At 60.2% G+C, this 22,557-nt stretch carries 25 protein-coding genes and 1 riboswitch; of the genes, 4 read left to right on the forward strand and 21 right to left on the reverse strand.

Annotated elements, in window-relative coordinates; genetic code table 11:
* Positions 1-80: 80 nt before the first annotated feature.
* From ABLU96_RS14275 to pduA, 21 genes are all read right to left on the reverse strand, one after another.
* Positions 81-947: an L-threonine kinase gene (locus ABLU96_RS14275; RefSeq protein ID WP_032751078.1), complete on the reverse strand. Its 867-nt coding sequence runs from the start codon at positions 945-947 to the stop codon at positions 81-83.
* A 281-nt stretch (positions 948-1,228) separates the two neighbouring features.
* Positions 1,229-2,443: an acetate/propionate family kinase gene (locus ABLU96_RS14280; protein WP_014839416.1), complete on the reverse strand. Its 1,215-nt coding sequence runs from the start codon at positions 2,441-2,443 to the stop codon at positions 1,229-1,231.
* Positions 2,428-2,880 (reverse strand): propanediol utilization protein PduV, encoded by a 453-nt coding sequence (pduV, locus tag ABLU96_RS14285; protein ID WP_004853831.1) that lies wholly within the window; start codon positions 2,878-2,880, stop codon positions 2,428-2,430. Before pduV ends, ABLU96_RS14280 begins: the two co-directional genes overlap by 16 nt.
* Positions 2,881-2,884: 4 nt before the next feature.
* Positions 2,885-3,235 carry a propanediol utilization microcompartment protein PduU gene (gene pduU / locus ABLU96_RS14290; protein ID WP_000441103.1) on the reverse strand — a complete coding sequence of 117 codons (351 nt, stop codon included), beginning with the start codon at positions 3,233-3,235 and terminating at the stop codon, positions 2,885-2,887.
* A complete protein-coding gene (gene pduT / locus ABLU96_RS14295) occupies positions 3,235-3,789 on the reverse strand; it encodes a propanediol utilization microcompartment protein PduT (RefSeq protein ID WP_014839414.1) in 555 nt (184 codons plus the stop codon). The genes pduU and pduT overlap by 1 nt, the downstream gene beginning before the upstream one ends.
* Positions 3,790-3,791: 2 nt before the next feature.
* Entirely contained in the window at positions 3,792-5,147 is a 1,356-nt protein-coding gene (gene pduS, locus ABLU96_RS14300; protein ID WP_025107423.1) for a cobalamin reductase PduS, read from the reverse strand.
* Entirely contained in the window at positions 5,144-6,256 is a 1,113-nt protein-coding gene (gene pduQ, locus ABLU96_RS14305) for a 1-propanol dehydrogenase PduQ (protein WP_025107424.1), read from the reverse strand. Before pduQ ends, pduS begins: the two co-directional genes overlap by 4 nt.
* 11 nt (positions 6,257-6,267) lie before the next feature.
* Positions 6,268-7,659 carry a CoA-acylating propionaldehyde dehydrogenase PduP gene (pduP, locus tag ABLU96_RS14310; RefSeq protein WP_025107425.1) on the reverse strand — a complete coding sequence of 464 codons (1,392 nt, stop codon included), beginning with the start codon at positions 7,657-7,659 and terminating at the stop codon, positions 6,268-6,270.
* Positions 7,656-8,666 (reverse strand): two-domain cob(I)yrinic acid a,c-diamide adenosyltransferase PduO, encoded by a 1,011-nt coding sequence (gene pduO, locus ABLU96_RS14315; protein WP_064404163.1) that lies wholly within the window; start codon positions 8,664-8,666, stop codon positions 7,656-7,658. Before pduO ends, pduP begins: the two co-directional genes overlap by 4 nt.
* A 9-nt stretch (positions 8,667-8,675) precedes the next feature.
* Entirely contained in the window at positions 8,676-8,951 is a 276-nt protein-coding gene (gene pduN / locus ABLU96_RS14320) for a propanediol utilization microcompartment protein PduN (RefSeq protein ID WP_004133641.1), read from the reverse strand.
* 3 nt (positions 8,952-8,954) lie between these two features.
* Positions 8,955-9,446, reverse strand: a complete 492-nt coding sequence (pduM, locus tag ABLU96_RS14325; RefSeq protein WP_064404161.1) for a microcompartment protein PduM — start codon at positions 9,444-9,446, stop codon at positions 8,955-8,957.
* Positions 9,443-10,075: a phosphate propanoyltransferase gene (locus ABLU96_RS14330; protein ID WP_064404158.1), complete on the reverse strand. Its 633-nt coding sequence runs from the start codon at positions 10,073-10,075 to the stop codon at positions 9,443-9,445. Before ABLU96_RS14330 ends, pduM begins: the two co-directional genes overlap by 4 nt.
* Positions 10,075-10,557, reverse strand: a complete 483-nt coding sequence (locus tag ABLU96_RS14335) for a BMC domain-containing protein (RefSeq protein WP_086073861.1) — start codon at positions 10,555-10,557, stop codon at positions 10,075-10,077. The genes ABLU96_RS14330 and ABLU96_RS14335 overlap by 1 nt, the downstream gene beginning before the upstream one ends.
* Positions 10,558-10,560: 3 nt before the next feature.
* Positions 10,561-10,836, reverse strand: coding sequence for a propanediol utilization microcompartment protein PduJ (gene pduJ, locus ABLU96_RS14340; RefSeq protein ID WP_004853788.1), 276 nt, complete (start codon positions 10,834-10,836; stop codon positions 10,561-10,563).
* Positions 10,829-11,206: a propanediol dehydratase reactivase beta subunit PduH gene (gene pduH, locus ABLU96_RS14345; RefSeq protein WP_049072005.1), complete on the reverse strand. Its 378-nt coding sequence runs from the start codon at positions 11,204-11,206 to the stop codon at positions 10,829-10,831. The genes pduJ and pduH overlap by 8 nt, the downstream gene beginning before the upstream one ends.
* A complete protein-coding gene (gene pduG, locus ABLU96_RS14350) occupies positions 11,196-13,028 on the reverse strand; it encodes a propanediol dehydratase reactivase alpha subunit PduG (protein ID WP_049103253.1) in 1,833 nt (610 codons plus the stop codon). Before pduG ends, pduH begins: the two co-directional genes overlap by 11 nt.
* 205 nt (positions 13,029-13,233) lie before the next feature.
* A complete protein-coding gene (gene pduE / locus ABLU96_RS14355) occupies positions 13,234-13,755 on the reverse strand; it encodes a propanediol dehydratase small subunit PduE (RefSeq protein WP_004133648.1) in 522 nt (173 codons plus the stop codon).
* 14 nt (positions 13,756-13,769) lie between these two features.
* A complete protein-coding gene (gene pduD / locus ABLU96_RS14360; protein WP_004853784.1) occupies positions 13,770-14,444 on the reverse strand; it encodes a propanediol dehydratase medium subunit PduD in 675 nt (224 codons plus the stop codon).
* Between the two features lie 10 nt (positions 14,445-14,454).
* Positions 14,455-16,119, reverse strand: a complete 1,665-nt coding sequence (gene pduC, locus ABLU96_RS14365) for a propanediol dehydratase large subunit PduC (RefSeq protein ID WP_004105132.1) — start codon at positions 16,117-16,119, stop codon at positions 14,455-14,457.
* Positions 16,120-16,137: 18 nt separating this feature from the next.
* Positions 16,138-16,950, reverse strand: a complete 813-nt coding sequence (gene pduB / locus ABLU96_RS14370; RefSeq protein WP_004205485.1) for a propanediol utilization microcompartment protein PduB — start codon at positions 16,948-16,950, stop codon at positions 16,138-16,140.
* The gene (gene pduA / locus ABLU96_RS14375) at positions 16,947-17,231 is read right to left on the reverse strand and encodes a propanediol utilization microcompartment protein PduA (protein WP_001183618.1); all 285 of its coding nucleotides are present in this window, start codon (positions 17,229-17,231) and stop codon (positions 16,947-16,949) included. Before pduA ends, pduB begins: the two co-directional genes overlap by 4 nt.
* Before the next feature lie 523 nt (positions 17,232-17,754).
* Here pduA and pduF point away from each other — a divergent pair.
* The 4 genes from pduF to cbiB all read left to right on the forward strand — a co-directional run bounded on the left by pduF (position 17,755) and on the right by cbiB (position 22,547).
* A complete protein-coding gene (gene pduF / locus ABLU96_RS14380; protein WP_004105118.1) occupies positions 17,755-18,555 on the forward strand; it encodes a propanediol diffusion facilitator PduF in 801 nt (266 codons plus the stop codon).
* A 188-nt stretch (positions 18,556-18,743) separates the two neighbouring features.
* Positions 18,744-19,655, forward strand: a complete 912-nt coding sequence (pocR, locus tag ABLU96_RS14385) for a regulatory protein PocR (protein ID WP_025107430.1) — start codon at positions 18,744-18,746, stop codon at positions 19,653-19,655.
* Between the two features lie 300 nt (positions 19,656-19,955).
* Positions 19,956-20,124: riboswitch (cobalamin riboswitch) on the forward strand.
* Positions 20,125-20,211: 87 nt separating this feature from the next.
* On the forward strand, positions 20,212-21,591 hold the full coding sequence (locus ABLU96_RS14390; RefSeq protein ID WP_348862569.1) for a cobyrinate a,c-diamide synthase: 1,380 nt from the start codon (positions 20,212-20,214) through the stop codon (positions 21,589-21,591).
* Positions 21,588-22,547, forward strand: coding sequence for an adenosylcobinamide-phosphate synthase CbiB (cbiB, locus tag ABLU96_RS14395; RefSeq protein ID WP_025107432.1), 960 nt, complete (start codon positions 21,588-21,590; stop codon positions 22,545-22,547). Before ABLU96_RS14390 ends, cbiB begins: the two co-directional genes overlap by 4 nt.
* Positions 22,548-22,557 lie beyond the last annotated feature (10 nt).

Below are 22,557 nucleotides of genomic sequence, written 5' to 3' on the forward strand. Positions count from 1 at the left end.
TACGGATTCATAGCCGTCTGCGGGTCGGTAGCCCGGGTAAGGCGCGCAGCGCCGCAACCCGGGGCATGGCTGCGGAAGCGTTAGCGCAGCTCGACGCCGCCCTGCACCATGCGCAGCAGGTGCTGCCGGGGCCAGAGCTCGCTAAGCCGCGTCTCTCCCAGCCGTCGCTGCAAATACTCAATATCGTGACGCTGGCGGTCGAGCATCAGGCCGACCACGCTGCCGCTGTGCGCCACGTTAATACCGTATAAATCGCACTCTTCCACCAGCCCCCGCAGCGTATCAAACCCCGGCTTCGGCAGCAGATGCTGGCTGGCGACGGCGCTGAGCGTCGCGGCCTCTCCCATCCGCCGCGGATTATCCGTCTCGCAGGCCAGCTGAACTTTCTCCCAGGCTAGTTGCAGAGACGCGGAGTGGGCGTGCAGCTTTTCAAGCCGGGGAAGGCGGTGGTAATCGGTGGTCAGCAGCGTGGCGGGGCTTTCCAGCACCAGCAGATCGAGCTGCGGCTGGCTGCCGCAGGCAATCTGCGTGGCGGCGGTGTTGTGGTCGAACAGGGTCAGTTGGCGGAACAGGGTGCTGTCGGTGGGCTCCAGGGAGACGCAGAGTCGGGCGAGGGTGGGCTCGTCCAGCGGATGGCCGAGATGATGCGCGGTGGCCACCGCCGTCGCGGCGATATCCGCGGTGCTGCTGGCCATCCCCTTGGCGACCGGAATCGTGGAGCAAATATCGATCCGAATCTCTTTGCCGAGCTCCGCCGGATAGCGCCAGTAGCTCAGCAGCCGGTCGACCATCGCCCGCGCCAGCGGACGTTCATCCGCGCGAGGCGAACCGTAGTCCACCTCGACGGTGCTGTACCAGTCAACGGGGCAGGAGACCAGCTTCTCGCTGCCGAGGATCCAGCCCTGGATGAGTTCACCGCAGGAGGCGGGGCATTGTGCTACGGCCACGTATTCACCTTTTTACCCGTTATACTTCAAGCTACAGGGGCGTTGGCTGCTCTCATTCACCCCAGTCACTTACTTATGTAAGCTCCTGGGGACTCACTCGTTTGCCGCGTTACTCGGCCTGCGGCCTCGCCCCTACGGGGCCAGCGCAAGCGCTGTTCAAAGCACAAGTGCTTTGTCCTGTAACTTGAATTATTTAGGGTAAAGTTTCAGAATTTTAAGCGCATAGTGTCATGCCGATCCCGCTATTACCATGATTCACCGCAACTTGCCGGGCGGCGAGCTCAGGCTGAAACGGTTAATGTCTGCGCTTCGGGAAGCGCCAGGCGCATCACATCGCGGGCAATCATCAGCTCTTCATTGGTATTGATGACCGCCACTTTAACCATCGCATTCTCGGCCTGGATAAAAGTGGCGTTGTGCTGGTTTTTCTCTTCATCGACCGACAGCCCGAGGAAATTCAGGTTATGGCAGATGGCGCTCCTGGCGCGGGCGGAGTTTTCGCCGATGCCGCCGGTAAAGATCAGCGCGTCCAGGCCGCCCATCTGCATAATATAGCTGCCGATGGTGGCGCGGATGCGCTCGGCAAACAGCGAGAGCGCCAGGGCCGCCCGACGATTGCCGCTGTCCGCCGCCTGCTCGACATCGCGATAATCGTGCGACACGCCGGAAACCCCCAGCAGGCCGGACTCGTTATTCAGCAACTGATTAAGCTGCTCCGGCGTTTGCCCCTTATGCAGCGCCAGCCACGGTAGAATCGACGGATCGATATCGCCGCTGCGGGTGCCCATCATCACGCCGGACTGCGGCGTAAAGCCCATTGAGGTATTAACCGAGCGCCCGCCTTTGATTGCGCATACGCTGCTGCCGTTGCCGAGATGGCAGCTCACCACGCGCAGGGCGCTCAGCGGCACGCCCAGCTTTTCCGCCAGCGTCGCGCTGACGTACTTATGGCTGGTGCCGTGGAAGCCGTAGCGGCGAATGCCCAGCTCGCTGTAGTAGCGCCACGGCAGCGGATAGATAAAGGCGCGCTCGTCCAGCGTCTGGTGAAAAGCGGTATCAAATACCGCCACCGACGGCGTTTCGGGCAGCAGCTGGCGGAAAACGTTAATGCCCAGCGCGTTGACCGGGTTGTGCAGCGGGGCCAGCTCCGCCAGGCGCTCGATTTCCGCTAAGGTATCATCGGTGACCGGCGTCGAATCTTTAAAGCGCTCTCCGCCGTGCGCCACGCGGTGGCCGACGCCGTCAATATCCTGCAAACTCTGGATAATCCGGTGGTCGAGGAGCTTTTCCAGCAGCAGGGTGACCGCTTCGCGATGATCGGCAATCGGCGCCGTCTCCTGCCATTTCTGCGCCGGCGTTTTGAGGGTCACCTGGGCGTTTGCCATGCCGATACGTTCAATCAATCCCTGGCAGAGCATATCTCCCTGAGGCATCTCCAGCAGCTGGAATTTTAACGATGAGCTGCCGGCATTAATGGCCATTATTTTGTAAGACATAGAGGTTCCTTCGAATTCAGAAAATCCAGCACGGCATCAAGACCCAGATTATTCAGCGCGCTGGTGACAAAAATCTGCTGCGCCCCAGCCTGCCTGAGCCACTCCTCAATGAGCGATAACCGCTGCGGGTCGGCCAGGTCGGCTTTGGTGACCAGGCCAATCGTCGGGCGGTTCATCGGGGCGGTAAAACCCGGAGAAAACGGCGACCACTGGGCGTCGGCGTTCAGCACCAGAGCGATAACGTCGGCCTCGCAGGCGCTGGTCAGCAGAGCGCTATAAAGGCAGCGGTTCTCCAGATATTCGCCCGGCGTGTCGATGGCCATCGGCGACCATTCAATCGCCTGGGTTTTCTTGTAATGGAGCGCTTCGCCGCGCAGGCCCTGGGTCAGCGAGGTTTTGCCGCACTGGCTGGGGCCGATAAACATCAGACGTTTCATCGCGCTACGTCCGGGTTATTGAGCAGGTAGTAAACTGCATCATCTCGCCCAGGGTGCGCGTCACCTGCTTGAGGGCGTACTCGACGGCGGAAACGTCGCCGGTCAGCACCACGGCGCCGGTAAAGCGGTCAAGAAAACCGATCTCCACCGCGCCGGATTTGGTGGCGATATCGCAGGCGATAATCGACGCCTCGCTGGGCGTAATGGTGAGGATGCCGATGGCGGAAACCGCATCCTGCAGGCCGAGCTTCTTAAAGAGATCTTTCCCGGGGTTGGCAATCAGGTGCGCGAGGGTCACCTGTTTCCCGGGAACGTATTCCTGAATCATACGATCCGTGGTCGGCTGTCTTTCCATTATCCCTCCACCATCTGTCGCCACATGGCTTCATGCGGGCGCGGGATCACCGAACGGTAGACCAGCAGCCCTTTTTCGCCCGCGCTTTCGCTGGCTACCGTAACCGCGTTGTTGACGTCGGAAACGTCGCCCGCCACCACCATGTAGCATTTACCGCCGATGCCGAAGGCCATATGCACCCGCACCAGCGTGACGTTGGAGGCTTTCACCGCCCGATCGGCGGCGCTGATGCAGGCCGCAACGCTCCAGGTTTCAACGATGCCGACCGCCTGGCGCTTGTCCACGCTGTTCAGGCCGCTGATGGCCGGAAGGACGCTGGGGTGAATATTCGCCAGCACCAGGCTGTCGACGAGCATTTCGCCGGCCTGCGAGGCACCGGTTTCAATAGCCTGCTGGATAGCGCCGATATCCCCGCCGAGCATCAGTAAAAACTTACCCGGGCAGATAGTCTTGCTGACCAGCAGATTGACGTTGGCGCTTTTCAGCATTGCATCGCCGAGTTCCATTCCTTTGGCAATGCTGGTGAGTTCTAAAATTCCTATAGCCTGAGACATGGTTAACCTCTTACCACCGTGATGGCCTGTTCGCTGATGGCCGCAACCACGCCGTCGATGCTGGCGTGAATCGGCGCGCCTAATGCGCCTGCCGGGATATCGGCAACGCATTGCCCGCGCGTAACGCGCTCTCCCACCGCAACGTTCGCTACCGCGCTGGCGCCGATATGCTGGCGCAGCGGCAACGTCACGGTTTCTACTGCCGGTTCGTCCTCCACCAGCGGCGCCTCCTGATACCAGGGGCTCAGCCCCAGTTTGGCGATCAGCCGCTTCACCGGCACGAGGCGATATTTCGCCATTTCGTCGGCCGGATAGAGCGGCCCTTCATAGCGCTGGTTTTGCGCCCGCAGCTCGCGTTTGAGCATGCGGTTGATGCGCATCGGCGAGATCCCCACCGGGCAGGCCACGCTTTCGCAGACGTTGCACTCCGAGCAGGTGAGGGCGCTCAGCAGCAGCTGCGGCGTAGCGGCCTGATGAAAGTTCACCGCCCGCACCAGCAGGTGCGGAGAGAGTTCGTGGCCGATCAGATGCCGCGGGCAGAGATCGGTACACAGTCGGCACTGCTCGCAGACGGTACGGGCCACGGAAAGCACCGTGCGCTCGTCCTGCATCCGCCGCTGGATAAGCGGATGGCTTTTCGGCAGCACCAGCAGGCCGCCGGTGGTTTTGGTTACCGGGCTATCGAGGGAGGTAATCAGGCCGCCCATCATCGGGCCGCCGTTAATAAAACCGGGGTCGTCGACCGTCGCGCCGCCCGCCAGCGCCAGCACTTCGCGCAGCGACATGCCGATGGGGACGGTGACGGTCAGCGGTCGTGCGACCGCGCCGTTAACGGTCAGCGTACGGCGGGTCACCGCAAACTGCTGCTCAACCGCGCGGGCAATATTGAGCACCGTTTGCACGTTATTCACCACGACCCCGACGCTGGCCGGCAGCGCGGCGGGCGCGACCCGGCGACCGGTAGCCAGCCAGATAGTCAGCACCTCATCGCCTGCGGGATAGACATCCGGCAGAATATGCAGGCGAATACCGGCAGGCAGCAGCGGGGTGAGCGCATCGATAGCCCGGCGGTACTTCTCTTTCAGGGCAATCACCCCTTCGCGCGCGCCGGTTGCCGTCATCGCGTACTGCACGCCGCGGACAAGACGCGCAGCCTGCTGCCACATCAGCTGCTGGTCGACCTTGAGCATCGGTTCGCACTCGGCGGCGTTCACCAGAAAAATCTCTACCTGCGCCTGCAGCTTCACGTGGGCGGGAAACCCCGCGCCCCCCGCGCCGACCACGCCCGCCGCGCGCACGCGCTCGCGGATCTCCTCGGCGCTCCAGGCCATTTCAGCAGCGTTGACGGCGGTACTCATAGCAGATCCTCCAGCAGTTCCTGAATCTCCCCGGCGCTGGCCGGGCGAGGATTGGTGCGTAGCGTCACGTCAGCCAGCGCGGCCTGCACCATTGCCGGAATACGCGCTGAGTACTGGGATCGTCCCTCTTTCAGCGCGACCGCCAGTGACGGCAGCGCGCAGCGCTGCTTGAGCCGTTCGATTTGCTGGATCAGCGCATTGATCGCCGTACTATCGCTGGCGTCTGCCGGACAAAAGCCGCAGGCTTTGGCCAGCCGGGCGTAGCGTTTTGCGGCGCGCGGATGACCGGCGTTAAAGCGGATAACCGCGGTTAACAGCAGCGCGTTGGCCAGCCCGTGCGGCAGATGAAACTGCCCGCCAAGCTGGTGGGCGATGGCGTGATTAAGCCCCAGCCCCGCCTGGCTGAACGCCATCCCGGCAAGCGTTGAGGCATTGTGCATTTTCCCGCGCGTCGCCACGCAGTCGCCTTTTTCCACCGCCGTGGGCAGATACTGAAACACCAGCCTGGCGGCTTTTTCCGCCAGCGCGTCGGTAAAGTCGCTGGCGTGCGGAGAGACCCACGCCTCCAGCGCGTGGGTCAGCACGTCCATGCCGGTGTTGGCCGTAATCTGCGGCGGCACGCTGACCACCAGATCCGGGTCAAGGATCGCCATATCGGGATAGAGCGCATTGTCGAACAGCGGATACTTGATGCCTTTATCCGGGTCGCTAATCACGCAGGCGCTGGTCACTTCCGAACCGGTACCGCTGGTGGTTGGTATCGCCACGCAGGTTTCGATATTGATGCCGCTCTGCTGGCTAAACCAGACGATGGCTTTCGCCGCGTCCATCGCCGAGCCGCCGCCGAAGCCGATGACCACCTGCGGCTGCAGGGCCTGCATTTGCGCAATGCCCTGCACCACGGTATGGATAGTGGGGTCCGGGGTTATCTCGCTAAAGACGCTGATGCGGTTATCTGCGGGCAACGCCTGACGCAGGGTTTCCAGCAGCGGCGAGCGCGCAAGAAAGCCATCGCAGATGATCCAGATGTGCTTGTGGGTAAAGCGCCTGAGCACCGCCAGGCTACCCTGACCGCTGTACAACCGCGTTTGTAGTGAGAAAGTCTTCATCGCGACCTCGGTTAGCGAATGGAAAAGCCGTTGGTCAGCACGCAGCGACGGGAGCGGGCAAAGGTGCGCGCCGAGGTTGTCCCTTCACCGGTCGGCGTGGCGATAGTAAAGGTGGTAAAGCCTTCGCCGCCGACGCCAATCCCGGCATAAGAGGGGCCGTTCTTGACGAATATCGAGGTTTGCAGAGTGCGGGCCGCGAGGTTCAGGCGCGACACGTTCTGCGAGTGCATAATGGCGGTATGATGCAGCCCCTCTTCAACCTTCAGCGCCAGCGCCAGCGCGCTATCGAAATCGCTGACTTTCACCACTGGCAGCATCGGCATCAGCTGCTCGCTGGTGACCCACGGATCGTCGGCGTTAACCAGCGCTATCAGCAGACGCGGCGCTTTCGCCGGAACGGCGATGCCGGCCGCTTCCAGCATGGCCGATGGGCTTTTGCCGACCAGTTTTTTATTCGCCTGGCCTTCAGGCAGGCAGGCGGCGCGGAGTTTATCGGTATCGGCAGGGCTCAGCAGCAGCGCGCCGAAGGTTTGCATTTGCTGCACCAGACGTTCGGCGACGCTCTCCACCACAATCAGGCTCTTCTCGGCAATGCAGGGCAGGTTGTAATCGAACGAGGCGCCGTTGATGATATCTTCCGCCGCTTTGACCAGATCCGCCGTTTCATCGACGATGCAGGGCGGATTGCCCGCGCCGGCGCCGATCACTTTCTTACCACTCTTCATGCCCATCGCCACAATGCCGGGGCCGCCGGTAATAGCGAGGACCGCAATGCGCGGATGGGCCATCATCTGCTGGGTGGCTTCAAACGTCGGTTCCGCCACGGTGACCACCAGATTGCGGATGCCGCAGCAGCGGAAGGCAATCTCTTCAATCATGCTAATCAGCTTCAGAGAGACCTTTTTTGCTCCCGGATGCGGGCTGAAATAGACGCTGTTGCCCGCAGCCAGCATGCTGATGCTGTTGTTGATGATGGTTTCCGTCGGGTTGGTGCTCGGCGCGACCGACCCGATAACGCCAAACGGCGAATACTCAAACAGCACCATGCCGCCGTCGCCGGTCAGCGCGGTGGTGGTGAGATCTTCCACGCCCGGCGTGTTGTCCAGCGCAGCCTTGTTTTTCAGTAGCTTATCTTCTTTGTTGCCCATCCCCGTTTCATTGGCGCTCTCTTCCGCCAGCGCGGCCAGCTGCGGCGTCAGCTCCTGACGCATTGCGCTGATGATGGCGCTGCGGGTTTTCAGCGGGCACTGCTGATAACGTAAGAACGCCTGGTGCGCGGCGTCGATAGCCTCGCTGACGGACTGAAAAATCCCTTTGCCCTGCGGCTGCTCCGGCGTTTGCCCCGGGGTTAACTGTTCGCTAAGAATGGTGCGAATAAGGGTTTCGAGTTCGGAAGTATTCATTGATGAGTTCCCACGTTAATGGCCGCGATGGCGGCCAGTGCTATGTCCATGTCCTGCTCAACGCTGCCGCCGCTGATGCCAAGACCCCCGATTAATAAGCCGTCGCGCCACAGGGTGTAACCGCCGCCAAAGGTGACCACTTTTCCCTGTAAGTGCGTTTCGAGGCCATAAAGCGCGGCGCCCGGCTGAACGGCGTCGCTCAGCTCATGGGTCGCCGTTTTCATCGCCACCGCGGTCCAGGCCTTTTTCGGCGCCAGCTCGCTGCTGACCAGCAGAGCGTCCGGCATCCGCCAGGTCACGGTTTCGGTGCCGTGCGCGTCAACGATGCTGATCACCACCGGCACCTTTAGCTGCTGCGCGCGCTCAACGGCGGCGCGGGTGAGCTGGTGCAGATCGTGGAATGAGAGGGCCACGGGCGTCGTCTCCTTGCTGCGGCTCGGCTGGCTGGCGGCCAGATAGCGCCGGCTCACTTCGCGGATGATGTTGTTCTGGTGAGCATCGCTATCTTCCGCGCGCGCCAGGGCGTACAGGCAGTCTGATAAGCGATTGATGTAGCGCATCAGCACCTGGCGCACGTTGACTTCCGCCGCCAGCTCAACCAGCCGGCGTTCGGCCCGGCGGGCCAGCGTGCGGGCAAAATGCAGGCGGCTCGCGGCTTCGCAGCGGCCGGGTAAAATAAAGCTGTGCAGCGGTTCGACGCGGGCCATGGCCCGATCGATAGCGGCTTCCAGAGCGGAAATCTCTTCGCTGCTGATGTAGCGCTGTTTCGGCGACGGCCGTTCGCTGTCGCTGGCCAGTTCTGCGCTAAACCAGAAAATTTGCTGCTGGATAGCTTCGAGCAGGGCGCGGTGGTGTTCATCCGCGGCGGCGCAGGCGCACAGGCTCAGCGCGGCGTTCAGCTCATCCAGCGTGCCGTAGGCTTCAACCCGCGGGTGGGTTTTGCTCACCCGCTGGCCGGTAAAGAGCGAGGTGGTGCCAGCGTCGCCCGTTCGGGTATAAATCGCCATAGTCGCTCCTTAACGTGAAAGCGTATCGACAATGCCGACAACGGCGAGGTCGATGGCCTCGTTTGGCCCGGAAAAAACGTGCCTGGCGCTGGAGCCGCCGCTGAGCAGCACCAGCTCGCCAACCCCCGCGCCGACGGAATCCACGGCGACTTCATCGCCGGAGGTCGGCGAGGCGGGGAGCTCGCCATCGGCGCTGACCCGCCGCACCAGCAGCAGCTTTTTGCCGACCAGGGAAGGCGATTTTTGCGTGGAGACAACCGCGCCCGTGACTCGTGCCAGATGCATGATTTACTCCTGCTTAATGAGTTCAATATTCCGCGCCTGCGCCGCGTCGCGCGCCAGCGCGGTCACGAGGCATTTGCGGTGGATAACCAGGCGCCCCTGGCCCAGCGGCGCGACGTCGCGATAGCTCAGCACCGAACCCGCGTGCAGGATCAGCGGCACTCCGCGCTCGTCGGTGAAGTACACCGGCAGGCGGGCCAGTTTTTTAACCGGGATAACCGGCAGCAGCTGGCGGTGCAGGGTGAGCTGTACGCGGAGGCCAAAAGCCAGCGCGTCGTGAATGTTGCGGGCCGCGGGATCGTCGGTTTCCGCCTCCGTCAGCTGGCCCAGCAGGGGCAGGTCGACGAGCAGAATGCGCAGCGACGCGTGCTGGCAGAACAGACTCCGGCAGTCGGCATCGCGCAATTGCGCCACGCTCAGCGTCGCCGTGCTATGGGCGCGACGCTGCAGCCGGGAGACAATCTCCTCCACGATGCGCTGCAGAACTTCGCCGTTCATCGCGGGCCTACCAGCCGGGCAAAGACCTGCGGGTTATCGGCGCCGGCGGCGTTGGCTTCATCGGTATCGATGTGCATTTCGAGGCGCATATCCGGCGAAACGCGAACCGCCACGTTGTTGAAGATCAGCCCGCGCGCGTCGCCTTCAATGGCCACCGAAACTCTGTCGCCGTGGGCGACCCGCAGGATCAGCGCATCGAGCGGCGACATATGAATATGCCGCTGCGCGACGATAACCCCTGACGCCAGCTCCAGCTCGCCAAAAGGGCTGACCAGGCGGATGCCCGGCGCCCCTTTCAGATCGCCGGACATCCTCAGCGGTGCCGCAACCCCCAGGGTTCGGGCATCGGTACGCGAGATTTCCACCTGGCTTACCGAGCGCAGCGGACCGAGCAGGCGCACATTTTTCAGCTGCCCCTTCGGCCCCACCAGGGTGACGGTTTGCTCCGCGGCGTACTGTCCCGGCTGCAGCAGCGCCTTTTTCTCGCTGATGGGATGGCCGGGGAACAGGCGTTCGTAATCTGGCGCCGACAGGTGGATATGACGATTTGAAACCCCCAGCGGGATGGGGCGTAGCCGCATCTCGTCGAGAACTTTGCTGACCGTTGATTCCAGAAGCTGTTTATCCATTACGCTTCACCTCGCTTGCCGGGATGAATGCAAAGCGAGCGCGGCTCACCCTTCTGGCGTGGACATTTTGGATCGAGGCACAGGTTGCAGCTGACCACGCCGTGTTGCTGGGGAAGCTCTTCTGCTGGCGCTGGCGAAACGACATCAGCCGTCCCTGACGCTTCAGGTTCAGGTTGCATGACGGAGGGCGGGGGAGCCTCCGCGCGCAGGATCCCTTCTCCGGGCCTGGCGATGACTTTGTGGGCCACCAGGCCGTTCCGCTGCTCGGCAAACTGTGCACCGGTGGTGATGGCCGCCTGCACGGAGGCCACATCACCGGTAATTTTAATCACCGTCCAGCCTGAACCATTGGTCTTTTCGAGGGCGACCAGCGTGATAGAAGCGGATTTCGCCATGATATCGGCGCAGCTGATAGCCAGTGCCAGACCACAAACTTCAAGTAATCCCAGTGATTGCTTCACGCGGTGCTCCTTATTCGCCATCAATCAGGCTGATTTCGGTAAAATGGCCTCAACGTCGCTGTGCGGACGCGGGATCACGTGGCAGGATTTCACCTCGCCCACCGCGCTCGCCGCCGCGCTGCCCGCGTCTACCGCCGCTTTGACCGCGCCGACGTCGCCGCGCACCATCACGGTGACGAGGCCCGAGCCAATTTTTTCGTAGCCGACCAGCTGCACGTTGGCGGATTTCACCATCGCATCGGCGGCCTCAATGGCGCCCACTAACCCTTTTGTTTCAACCAGTCCCAGTGCGTTATTCATCCTGCTGTTCTCCTGTTGCTTCGCTATTCAGATCCCGGAAAGGGATCCCTTTGACCAGCCGTGCCGCGTTATTACCGGTGTTACGTTGGGCCTGACTGTCCTGATGATGCATCAGCGTAAAAAGCGGCGCCGATGCGGGTAAATTCTTGTAGTGCACGACCAGCGTATGGCGGTCGCAGGCGATGCCCACCAGCAGCGGCGAGCTGCGCGCCGCCTGCCAGGCGCTGTCCACGACCTCTCCGGCCGGGTGATGCTGGAGCCGGAAAGGGATACCTTCCTCTTCGATACCCAGCAACACTTCGCGCCACATGCCGTCGCAGCCGTCGATGACGGCGATCGCGATGGCCGGGGCGCTGTGATTACCGTTCATGCGCAAACTCCTTATGCCAGGAGAGAATCAGGCCGGTGGCCACCGCGTTTCGGGGGCCCTCGCTGCCGCGAATATTTCCCCGTCCGGCAACCAGGCGGTAGTGCGCCAGCGCATCGGTGACCAGCTGCGGGACTTCGAAATCCAGCGACGAACCGCCGACCAGCACCACGAACGGAATATCGCGAATGTTGCCGGTGGGGCTGACCTGACGCAGCGCGCGCAGGGCGTTGGTGACAAAGACCCGCTCTTTGGCGCTGCGGCGAATGGCGCGCACTTTTTCCAGCGCTAAATCGCCGGGCAGCGGCACCAGTTCGTCCGCTTTCACCACGCAGACGCGGGCGAACACGGCGGGCGGCAGCGGCGTGGAGAAGAACTGCACGCTGCCGTCCTCGTGGCGTAAATGGAACAGGCTTTCCACCTTGGCCAGCGGGTACTTCTTGATCTCTTCCGCCAGATAGCGGTCTTCCAGCCCCAGCTCGCGGGCAATAATCATCGTCACCATGTCGCCTGCGCCGGCGAGGTGGGTGGCGATGATGTCGCCTTTGGGGTTGATGATGGAGGCATCGGTGGAGCCCGCGCCGAGGTCGAGGATCGCCAGCGGTCGGGTGGTGCCCGGCGTGGTCAGCGCCCCCAGGATGGCGGCTTCGGCCTCGGCGCCGCCAATCTGCACGTCGATATTGAGCTTCTGCTCGATTTCGCGGGCGATCATTGCCATCTGCAGGCGATCCGATTTCACCATCGAGGCGATGCCGACGGCCTGCTCCAGCGAGAACTCCCCGGCCAGACCGCCGGTAACGCTCACCGGTACCGAGGTATCAACGGCCAGCAGGTCCTGAATAAATATTTCGCTGCTGGGTTTGTTGGTCAGCTCGGCCATGGTCTGGCGCACGTGTTCCAGCATGCCGCCGATATTGGTGCCGGATTCGCCGGTGACGTTATCGAGCCTGCCGCAGCCGTCGACCGCTTTCATGATGGCCTCGGCGCCGGCGGCCACATCCACGCGCACGCTACGTCCCTGGGCCAGCAGCTCAAGATTACCGGCGGGTATCGCGCGCGCTTTGACGTCGCCGGATGGCGTTTTGACCACCACGGCGGAACGGTTGCCAATCAGCGCCCGGGCCATCGGGACGATGTTCTTCGTCTCCTCGGGGCTGAGGTTAAATACGGTGGCGATGCCGTAAGGGTTAGAGAGGGTTTCGATGACCTTCCCCGGCACGGCGACCTCAATCGCCGCCAGCATCCCCAGCGGAATGCGGTCGATGTACAGCACTTCGTCAACGATCGGCAGCGGTTTTTCCAGCCGGTTGCTGACCAGTACGCCATCGTCGCGCTGCAAAATGACGCCGGTAATCTGATACCCGGCGCGCAGGGAAGCGTTAATCACGCTGGCGATATCGGCAAAATCGAACGCCGACGACACCACCAGGATATAGGGCGCGTCCGCCGGGCGGGTTAGCAGCTCCTGCGGCGTAATGGTGATGCCTGTGCCAAGCCCCGCGCCGCCGGGCGTTTTCGGGTTATGGCCGATCATGGTCGATTCGGTGATGATGGTTTCGGTAATGGTTTCCATCGCCACATCGCCAATCACCGGCGTCGCTTCGTTGATGCGGATGAGCGAAATATCGCTGACGGCGATCCCGGCGCCTCTGGCGACGAGGGCGAGCGCCTCCTGAATCCCGAACACGTTACGCAACGTGCCTTTGATTCCGGTGGTTTCCGCCAGCGCGCTGTGGGTTATCGTCAGCGTGCCAGCCTCATCCAGGGTCGCCAGGGCGACTTCCGTCGATGAGTTGCCGATATCAATGCCAGCTATATATCGCATCACATGCCCCTTTTCTCGTCGTACTTCAAACTGCCTTTTTGTTGGCTGCGTTCTTTCACCCGAATCACTTACTACAGTAAGCTCATCGGGGTTATGAGGGACATCCCTGTCCCTCACTAAAGCCAGCCTATGGCTGTTCAAATTCGTTCCAGACGAATTTGTCACTCACTTGCCGCCTCAATGCATCTCGAATTACTTAGAGAAGTTAATCGTCGCCTTTGAGTTTTTTACGCTCGACGTACAGCGTGGCCGCTTCGCGAACGAAAGCGGCGCAAATCTTCGCCTGATAGCGGCTTTCGAGATCGTCGGCGATCGCCAGCAGCTCCTCTTTCGTCGAGCGATAGGGGCGGAGGGCGTTGTAGATTTCAAGAATGCGATCGTCCGGTACCGCGGTCAGCTCGGCGGCGCGCTCGAAGTTCATCGCCAGCCGGTCGCGGCCCGCGTCTTTGGCAATAGAGGCCTGTAAGCGCAGGGTTTCCGGGGTAATACGCATATCCTGGGCGGTGACTTTATTGCTCAGCACGTTTTCCAGCGTAAAGTCGTCCAGCGTTTTATTGGTGGCGGTTTTCACCCATTCCGGGTGCTTGTTCGCCAGCGGGTAGTCGCTGACCCTGGCGCTACGGGACGCGCCGCCAGCCGCCGGAGCCGCCGCAGGCGCCTCGCCCTGCAGGCTGTTCATGCGGCTCAAAACGTCGCGTACCATCGATTCAATTGCGTCGGTATTCATGGAGTTATCCTTTATCAAAGCGCCACGCGCAGTTCCTGCGGGTTTTTGCCCGTCACCACGTACTTGGTCTCTTTAATGTGCAAAATGGCCGATTTCGCCTGGTACTTCGGCCGCGCCATCTGGTCATTCAGCGTCGGGACCGGCTGCGGCGATTCTCGTTTCGCATAGCGGGCGGCGTTTTTGCCGATCTGGCGATAGGTTTCCAGGGTCAGCAGCGGCGCCTGCGGGAACAGCTCCAGGTTAGAGAGCGGCGGCAGCCCCTGCTGGTGGATCACCGTGGTGCCTTTCGACTGGATGCCGATAGAGATGCCGGAGCCGCTCAGGCGATTGCCTTCAACGGCGACGAAGGCCACGTCGGAGGATTTAAAGCAGCGAATCACGCGCGCCTTAATGCCTTCTTCTTCAATACCGGCAATGACTTCGCGCAAAATGCTCTTATGCGGGATGCCGACGATATTGACGGTCTGCGCCAGGCCGAAAGCCGGGCCGACGGCGATAATCACTTCGTCCTGCTGGGTGCCCTGACGCGCTTCGCCCACTTCCGTCAGGAAGCCGTCGCCGGCGGGCGGCGTGGCCTGGGGCGCCGCGGAGGCCGCCGGCGCATTAAACGAGACCGGTTTATCGCTGCCCTTCATCTCGCTGAGCACGTCTTCTATTATCTGGCGCAGCAATTTTTCATTAATTTCCATTTCTCACCCCTTAATCAATCTCGTTGGGATCAAGAGCGCCAGGGATGTTTTTAATCTCTTCCCAGCGTTCGCCCTGCAGGCGATAGCCCGTTGCCGGACCGGCATAGTCGTTGACGTCGTTGACGGCCGACAGCACCTGCCCGTCGCCGACGATAATCGCGGAGGTATGCAGGTAGTCCCCGGTCAGCTTGGCTTTCTGGATGTTGAGCATGTCCTGGGCCACGTCGGTGAATCCGCCCTGCGCCAGCGCTTTCACCACTTCCAGACCGTTGCGGTTTTTATTGATGATTTCCTGGGCGAACTTGATGTCTTCGACGATGTTGCGCTCCGGCATATCTTTCGAACCGTGGGCGTATGTCGCGGCTTCAACTTCTTCATCGGTAATCGGCGGCAGCCCCATTCCGGCAAACACGGCCTGCAGCGCGCGGGCGGCTTTGTTACGGATGGCGATGACGTCCTCTTCGCGAACCGGACGCAAACCGCCGTCCACCTTCAGGTCGCGCTGGATGACGTTGTAGTCGTCAAAGTCTTCGGCATCTTCGTTGGAGCCGGCGAACATGTTGTCGTAGTTCGGCACCGCGGAATAACCGGAGGAGATAAAGTCGGTGCCCGGCAGGAACTGCATCAGCAGGCGCGCGGTACGACGCATATCGGAGTGGGTGAAGGTCTGGTCGTTGCTGGAGGCGCACTCCAGATCCAGCGACGAACAGATCAGGTTTTCCGCCAGCACCGCGCGAATGCCGGAAGGCACCGCAGACGGCACGCCGATGCAGCTGACGGAACCGTTTTGCAGACCCTGTACGCCCGCGGCTTTGGTGATGTAGATGCAGCGCGCTTCCAGATAAAGCATGGATTTGCCTTCGGCGTAGCCCATCTGCACTTCCGAGCCGGAGCCGGAGGTAAAGCGCATTTTCAGCCCGCGAGAGGCGTAGGACGAGGCGAGGAAGCCCTTCGACCACGGCGTGTCGTCGCCGTCGGTAAAGACCGGCTCGGTGCCGTAGACGGAGATGGTTTCGGCGTAGCAGGTGTGGCCCAGCATGCCGAGCTTCAGCTCGGTGGCTTCTTCCAGCGAGCACTGCGTCAGCACGCCCGGACGGCCTACCTGCGAGCCCACCAGCAGCGCGATGGCGTTGAACGGCGCATAGCGCGCTACCGCAACGGTGGTTTCCTGTTCGTCAAATCCGCGCCATGCCCCTTCGGCGGCGTCGGCGGCAATCTGTACCGGGTTATCTTTGACGTTGGTGACGTGCGCCTGCTGGGACGGGGTGCGGCGGGCGCGCATTTTCTGCATCGCCATCATCATCTCGACGACGTTCATATGCGAAACCACTTCGACAATTTTCGCCGGCGTCATCGCGGTGGTCAGCGGGACGATTTCGCTGCGTTTAACGTTCGGATCGCACAGCATGTTGGCCAGCTTGACCGAATCCATCGCCATCACTTCTTCGGCGCGGTTCAGGTTGATACCGTAGCGGGCGATAAAGTGGTCGATCAGGTCAAAATCGCTTACCGGTTTCCCGTCCAGCTCGGTCACCGCGCCGTTAACGATTTTAATCGACGGTTTCGGGTCGTTCGGGCTTTCCATCGCGATAAAGCCTTCTTCGATCCACTCCTTAACGAAGCCGTCCTGATTCACAGGGCGTTTCGCCAGTGCTTCAAATCTTTTCGATCTCATGAATCAGCCTCGTGGGTATCAGATGTAGGACGGGCGATCGTTTTTCGGTTCAGCACCGAGGGTCGCAAGGACGGTTTTGCCGATTTCGCGCGCGGAGGTGACCGCCTGGCGGACCGCGCCGGAGTCGCCGGAAATCACCAGAATGGCTTCGTTACTGAAGCTGGTGCCGTGCGCCGGAGAGCTATAGGCCACGACTTCCACGTTGGCTGACTTCAGGGCGGTATCGGCCATCAGCACGCCCACGGAGGCCGGTGCGCCGACGATGATGCCGCAGGCCCGGCCAATCGGCGCGCCGAAGGCTTTTTCCAGCGCGTAGCTGGCGCGAGCGGTGTACTGCAGCTCGATATGCCCGGCTTCGTTGCCGTAAACATCGCCAAAGGTGCGGTCGAGCTCTTTCAGCGCGACTTCGATACCGCGCTTAACGTCGGAAACGTCGTTACCGCCCAAAATAATCAGCGAACCGTGGCCCGCTCCGCCTTTGGTATCGCGCGGCAGCTCAATGCTGACCACTTCGGTATTGGTGGCTTTCACCGCTTCGTCCGCCGCCATAATGTGCGGGCCAGCGCCGGTGCGGGCGCCGAGAATGCCGATGGAGCGATAGCGCTTTTCAAGCTTCATCGCATCCAGCAGGGCGGTATCGACGTTGGCGATAACCAGACCCAGGGTGTCGCCAATGGCGGTCCCGACAAATTCCGTTAAACTGCAGCTTTTTTCTGCCATAGCCGTCTCTCGTATTGGATGGTTTTCAGTAGGGATGGCCTGCTGTTCCGGCGTTGCCACGCGGGCAATCACCTGAGCCATGATCTGTTCCACCAGCTCATTGCTGCTCATTGGCTAATTCCCTTCGGTAAGATTTTTTCTACATCGGTGTGGGGGCGTGGGATGACGTGTACGGCTTTCACTTCACCCACGTTACGTGCGGCGGCGGCTCCCGCATCGGTGGCCGCTTTTACCGCGCCAACGTCGCCGCGTACGATGACGGTCACCAGTCCGGAGCCAATCTTTTCGTAGCCCACTAACATCACATTGGCTGACTTAACCATTGCATCAGCGGCCTCTATGGCTGCGGTTAAGCCTTTGGTTTCTACCATTCCTAGTGCTTCTTGTTGCATAAAGACCTCGCATGGAGTGTTCCGATAGTTGGGACTATAAGAAGATGCGAGGAAAAAGAATGGCTGACTTGAATTTGATGGTGAAAAAATAGTGGGTATTGAATAATATAAAATTGCCACATTTAAATTTAATCTATTGATTTTAAGTGTTATTTTTATTTGTTTTTATGTGATTATCTTGTTTTGTATATTCCATATTTACAAATTTGTTCATGACGAATTTAATTTTATCTGCTATGCGAGAAAAACTGATTTGTGATGTTTGTTGGAAAACGATGAGTTGGTTTTAGCAATATTTTTGCATGTCATGGCGATGGCGTAATTGCGAAATCCGCGCGTGAGCAATGCTATTCTGAGTTATTCAATGACAATAATTTGTTATTGATGCCCGAATTTTCCGGGGCCGCCGTCAGCAGGTTGCCAACAATTTGCGGAGCGGAGTTCATATAGTGGGCCCGTTGTACTCTACTGCCAGCAGGAGGTTGGCTGGTCAGGACACGAACTCTGCTAAGAAGGTGTCACCATGAATGATTCGTTAAAAGCGCAATGTACCGCCGAGTTTCTGGGCACCGGGCTGTTTTTGTTTTTCGGCATCGGCTGCCTGAGCGCGTTAAAGGTGGCGGGAGCCAGCCTCGGACTGTGGGAGATATGCATTATCTGGGGTCTGGGGATCTCGCTTGCCGTCTATCTGACGTCGGGAATATCCGGCGGCCATCTCAACCCGGCGGTGACCGTTGCGTTATGGCTATTTGCCTGTTTTCCTGGGCGCAAAGTCTTCCCCTATATTGTCTCCCAGGTCGCGGGCGCCTTCGGCGGCGCGGTGCTGGCCTATGTGCTGTACAGCACTATGTTTACCGAGTTTGAATCCGCCCACCATATCGCTCGCGGCAGCGTTGAGAGCCTGCAGCTGGCGAGTATTTTCAGCACCTACCCGGCGGCGTCGCTGAGCATCTGGCATGCGGCGCTGGTCGAAGTGGTGATCACCTCCATGCTGATGGGGATGATTATGGCGCTGACCGACGACGGCAACGGCGTGCCGAAAGGGCCGCTGGCCCCGCTGCTGATTGGCCTGCTGGTGGCGGTGATTGGCGCGTCAACCGGGCCGCTGACCGGCTTTGCGATGAATCCGGCGCGTGATTTTGGGCCGAAGCTGTTTACGTGGATGGCGGGCTGGGGCGATATCGCGATGACCGGCGGAAGGGATATTCCGTACTTTATTGTGCCGATTATTGCGCCGCTGATCGGCGCCTGCCTCGGCGCGGCCATCTATCGTTATCTGATAGGAAATAACTTACCGTGTAATACCTGTAAATTAGAGGATTAATGCATCCGCTGAAATAGCGAAAAATTTTCATGAACCGGTATCACGAACTGGCCAAAAACGTCTCCCACGGATGGGAGACTTTTGCTATCGTAATATTCTTTTATCGTTGGCGGTAAATGATGATGAAAGGAAGTGAATATTAAAGAAATGTTTTATTTATAACAAAAAATTAACTGAGAGGTTTTATCATGATTTCTGCGAGCACACTGAACTCAGAACTCATTAATAAAATCGCACAGGATTTTGCGCAGGCCACCAGTCTGGCGGTTGTGGTTGTCAATATTCACGGTGATGAAATATCTGAACTGTTTAACTTCACCCCTTTCTGCCAGCTGATGCGCCAGCACCCTCAGCACAGCACCCGCTGCCGGATGAGCGACCGCTGCGGCGGCCTCGAGGCGTCAAAAACCGATCAGCTCTGTATCTACCGCTGCCACGCCGGGTTAACTGATTTTTCCATTCCTCTGGTTATCGCCGGGCACCTTGTGGGCTTCGTGCTATGCGGGCAGGTGCGCTTAAGCAACGATGTAGAACTGGTGGATATCCTCAACGTGGACGACGGCTGGCAGGCGGACCCCGAGCTGCTCAACGCATTCCGCGACGTGCCGGAGATGGACTACTCCAGAGTGATTGCCTCCGCGGATTTACTGAAGCTGATCGTCGAGAACTGCCTGAAAAAGCAGCTCAACTTTGTGGTGATTAAAGATAATCCCCAGCAGCCGGAACCCACGCGCGCCAGCCGGGTCGCCAGCCCTCACGACAGCAAAATGAAGAAAGCGCTGCGCTACATTGACGCCCATTTATCCGATGAGCTTCGCCTGGAAGACGTCGCCGCCCACGTTTATCTCAGCCCCTATTACTTCAGTAAGCTATTTAAAAAATATCAGGGTATCGGTTTTAACGCGTGGGTGAACCATCAGCGGATGGTGAGCGCCAAAGAGCTGCTTTGCCACAGCGACTGGAGCATCGCCAGCATTGCGCGGAATTTAGGATTTTCGCAAACCAGCTATTTTTGCAAAGTTTTTCGCCAGGCTTATCAGGTCACTCCGCAGGCCTATCGCCAGCAAATTAACGCCAGATCACAAACTGAGTCATTTTAAATGACAATATTTTGTTATTGCCGATTTTTGATATGCCCTTGTATCTGGCTCATTCTAAAATGAAAATATCTCATTCAGAGCAATAAATTGTCATAGCGCAACAAAATAATAATGAGAGAACGATAAGCTGCACCAGTTTTTATTTATTTGATGGGATAGAGTGATATCTGAAATGGCTTTCAGCGCGCCATCGGCGTAATGAAACGGCCTTGGTAATTAAAAATTAAACACGACGGGAGCCATCCAGCTTCCGTAAGATATTCCGGAAATCATGCGAGCCGGGCAGTCCCGCTCGAATCATGACGGACTAAACCGACAGGCGCCAGGGAAGGGGGTGTGAATCCCCCGCAGCCCCCGCTGCTGTGATGCTGACGAACCCATATTTAGCCACTGATCTGCTTAGCGGATTGGGAAGGATGGGAGAGGACGACGCTAAGCCAGAAGACCTGCCTGTCGGTAACAATCAACAACTTCGGTGGGAAGTGGGTTGCTCAGATGCGTACAGTCGAAAGACTGGGAATGCACGCAGCCCTACCACCCGGCACAGGATCGGGGTATGGCAGCCAGGCAGCACGCATTTATTCTCGCAGGTACCGGCAGCGGTTGTGGTAAAACCACCGTTACGCTTGGTCTGCTCAGCCTGTTGAAGCAGCGCGGTATGCGGGTTCAGCCCTGCAAAGTCGGCCCGGACTACCTCGATACCGGCTGGCACACCGCCGTCAGCGGCGTCGCTTCCCGCAACCTCGACAGCTTTATGCTCCCGGAACCGGTGCTCAATGCGCTGTTTTGCGAACGGATGCAGCGGGCGGATATCGCGGTCATTGAGGGCGTGATGGGACTGTATGACGGCTTCGGTACCGACCCTGGCTACTGCAGCACCGCCGCGATGGCTAAACAGCTCGGCTGTCCGGTCATTTTGCTGGTAGATGGCAAAGCGGTTTCCACCTCTATCGCCGCCACGGTGATGGGATTTCAACACTTCGACCCCAGCCTGAATATCGCCGGCGTTATCGTCAATCGCGTCAACAGCGAATCCCATTATCAGCTTCTCAAAGGCGCCATTGAACGCTATTGCGGGCTGCCGGTGCTCGGCTACGTACCGCGAGTGGAAGGGGTGGCGTTACCTGAACGCCATCTGGGGCTGGTCACCGCCCGCGAGTCGCTGGTCAATCAGCAGCCGTGGCGCGATTTTGCCCAAACGCTGGCGCAAACGCTGGATATTGAACGGCTCCTGGCTCTTAGCCAGCTCACCGCCCTACCCGCCGGGGAGTGGCCCCCGCTGCCGTCGCCCGACGCCGGCACGGGCCTGACGCTGGCGCTGGCCGACGACGAAGCCTTCAACTTTTACTACCCGGATAACCTTACGCTGCTTGAACGCTGCGGGGTGAATATCGTGCGCTTCAGCCCGCTGCGCGATAGCGAGCTTCCGCCGTGCCAGATGATTTGGCTCGGCGGCGGCTATCCGGAAATTCATGCCGCCGGGCTGGCGGCCAATTCGTCGATGCTGGCGCAGCTGCGGGAGGTGCACCGGCGCGGCGTGGCGATTTACGCCGAGTGCGGCGGTTTGATGTATCTCGGCAGCACCCTTGAAGACGCCAGCGGCGACATCTATCCGATGGCCAATCTGATTCCCGGCCACAGCAAGATGGGCAAACGGCTTACCCGCTTTGGCTACTGCGAGGCGCGGGCGATGCGGCAAACGCTGCTGGCGGCGCCCGGCGAAACCCTGCGCGGGCATGAGTTTCACTACTCGGATTTTACCCCTGAGATCCCGGCGGTCCTGGCCTGCCGCAAAGTCCGCGACGGTATGACCCTTCAGCAGTGGTCGGGCGGCTGGCAGGTGGGCAACACGTTCGCCAGCTATCTGCACCTGCACTTTGCGCAGCGTCCCATCATGCTTAACCACTGGCTGGCTGCGGCAAGGAGCGCGCTATGACGCTGCTGGCATGGGGCGTTGCCTGGCTCCTCGATTTTATCATCGGCGATCCGCAGAGCTGGCCGCATCCGGTGCGCTGGATAGGCAACCTGATCGCCGCCGTTCAGCGCGACGTGCGCCGCTATTGCCGCAGCGATGTCGCCCTGCGCGTCGGCGGCGCCGTGATGTGGCTGGTGGTGGTCGGGCTAACGTGGAGCGTCTGCTGGGGCGTGCTGACGCTGGCGCGGACGATTCATCCGTGGCTTGGCTGGCTGGTTGAGGTATGGATGATTTTCACCGTGCTGGCCGGACGCTGCCTGGCACAGTCGGCGCGGGACGTCGAGCGCCCGCTGCGCGCGGGGGATCTGGCGGAGAGCCGTATCAAGCTGTCGTGGATCGTCGGGCGCGACACGTCGCAGCTTGCGCCGCAGCAGATTAATCGCGCGGTGGTGGAAACCGTCGCGGAGAACACCGTCGACGGCATTATTGCGCCGCTCTTCTTTCTGCTGCTGGGCGGCGCGCCGCTGGCGATGGCCTATAAAGCGGTCAACACCCTGGATTCGATGGTCGGCTATAAGCACGAAAAATATCGGGCCATCGGCATGGTCAGCGCCCGCCTCGATGATGTCGCCAACTTTATCCCCGCCCGCCTGAGCTGGCTGCTTATCAGCCTCGCCGCTCTCCTCTGCGGTGAAGCGGGCGGCCGCGCGCTGCGCATCGGCTGGCGCGACCGCTACAACCACAGCAGCCCGAACTGCGGCTGGTCGGAAGCGGCGGTCGCCGGGGCGCTCGGCATCCGGCTTGGCGGCCCTAACGATTACTTTGGACAGCGCGTGGAGAAGCCGTGGATCGGCGACGCGACGCGCGATATTTCCGTAGACGATATTTCCCGAACGATTCGACTGATGTGGGTGTCTTCGACCCTGGCGCTGGCGCTATTTATGGCGGTCCGGTACTGGCTGGTCGGCGCTGCCTGAGGACAAATGA

Source organism: Klebsiella sp. CN_Kp106, from assembly GCF_040064575.1.
GTDB lineage: Bacteria > Pseudomonadota > Gammaproteobacteria > Enterobacterales > Enterobacteriaceae > Klebsiella > Klebsiella michiganensis.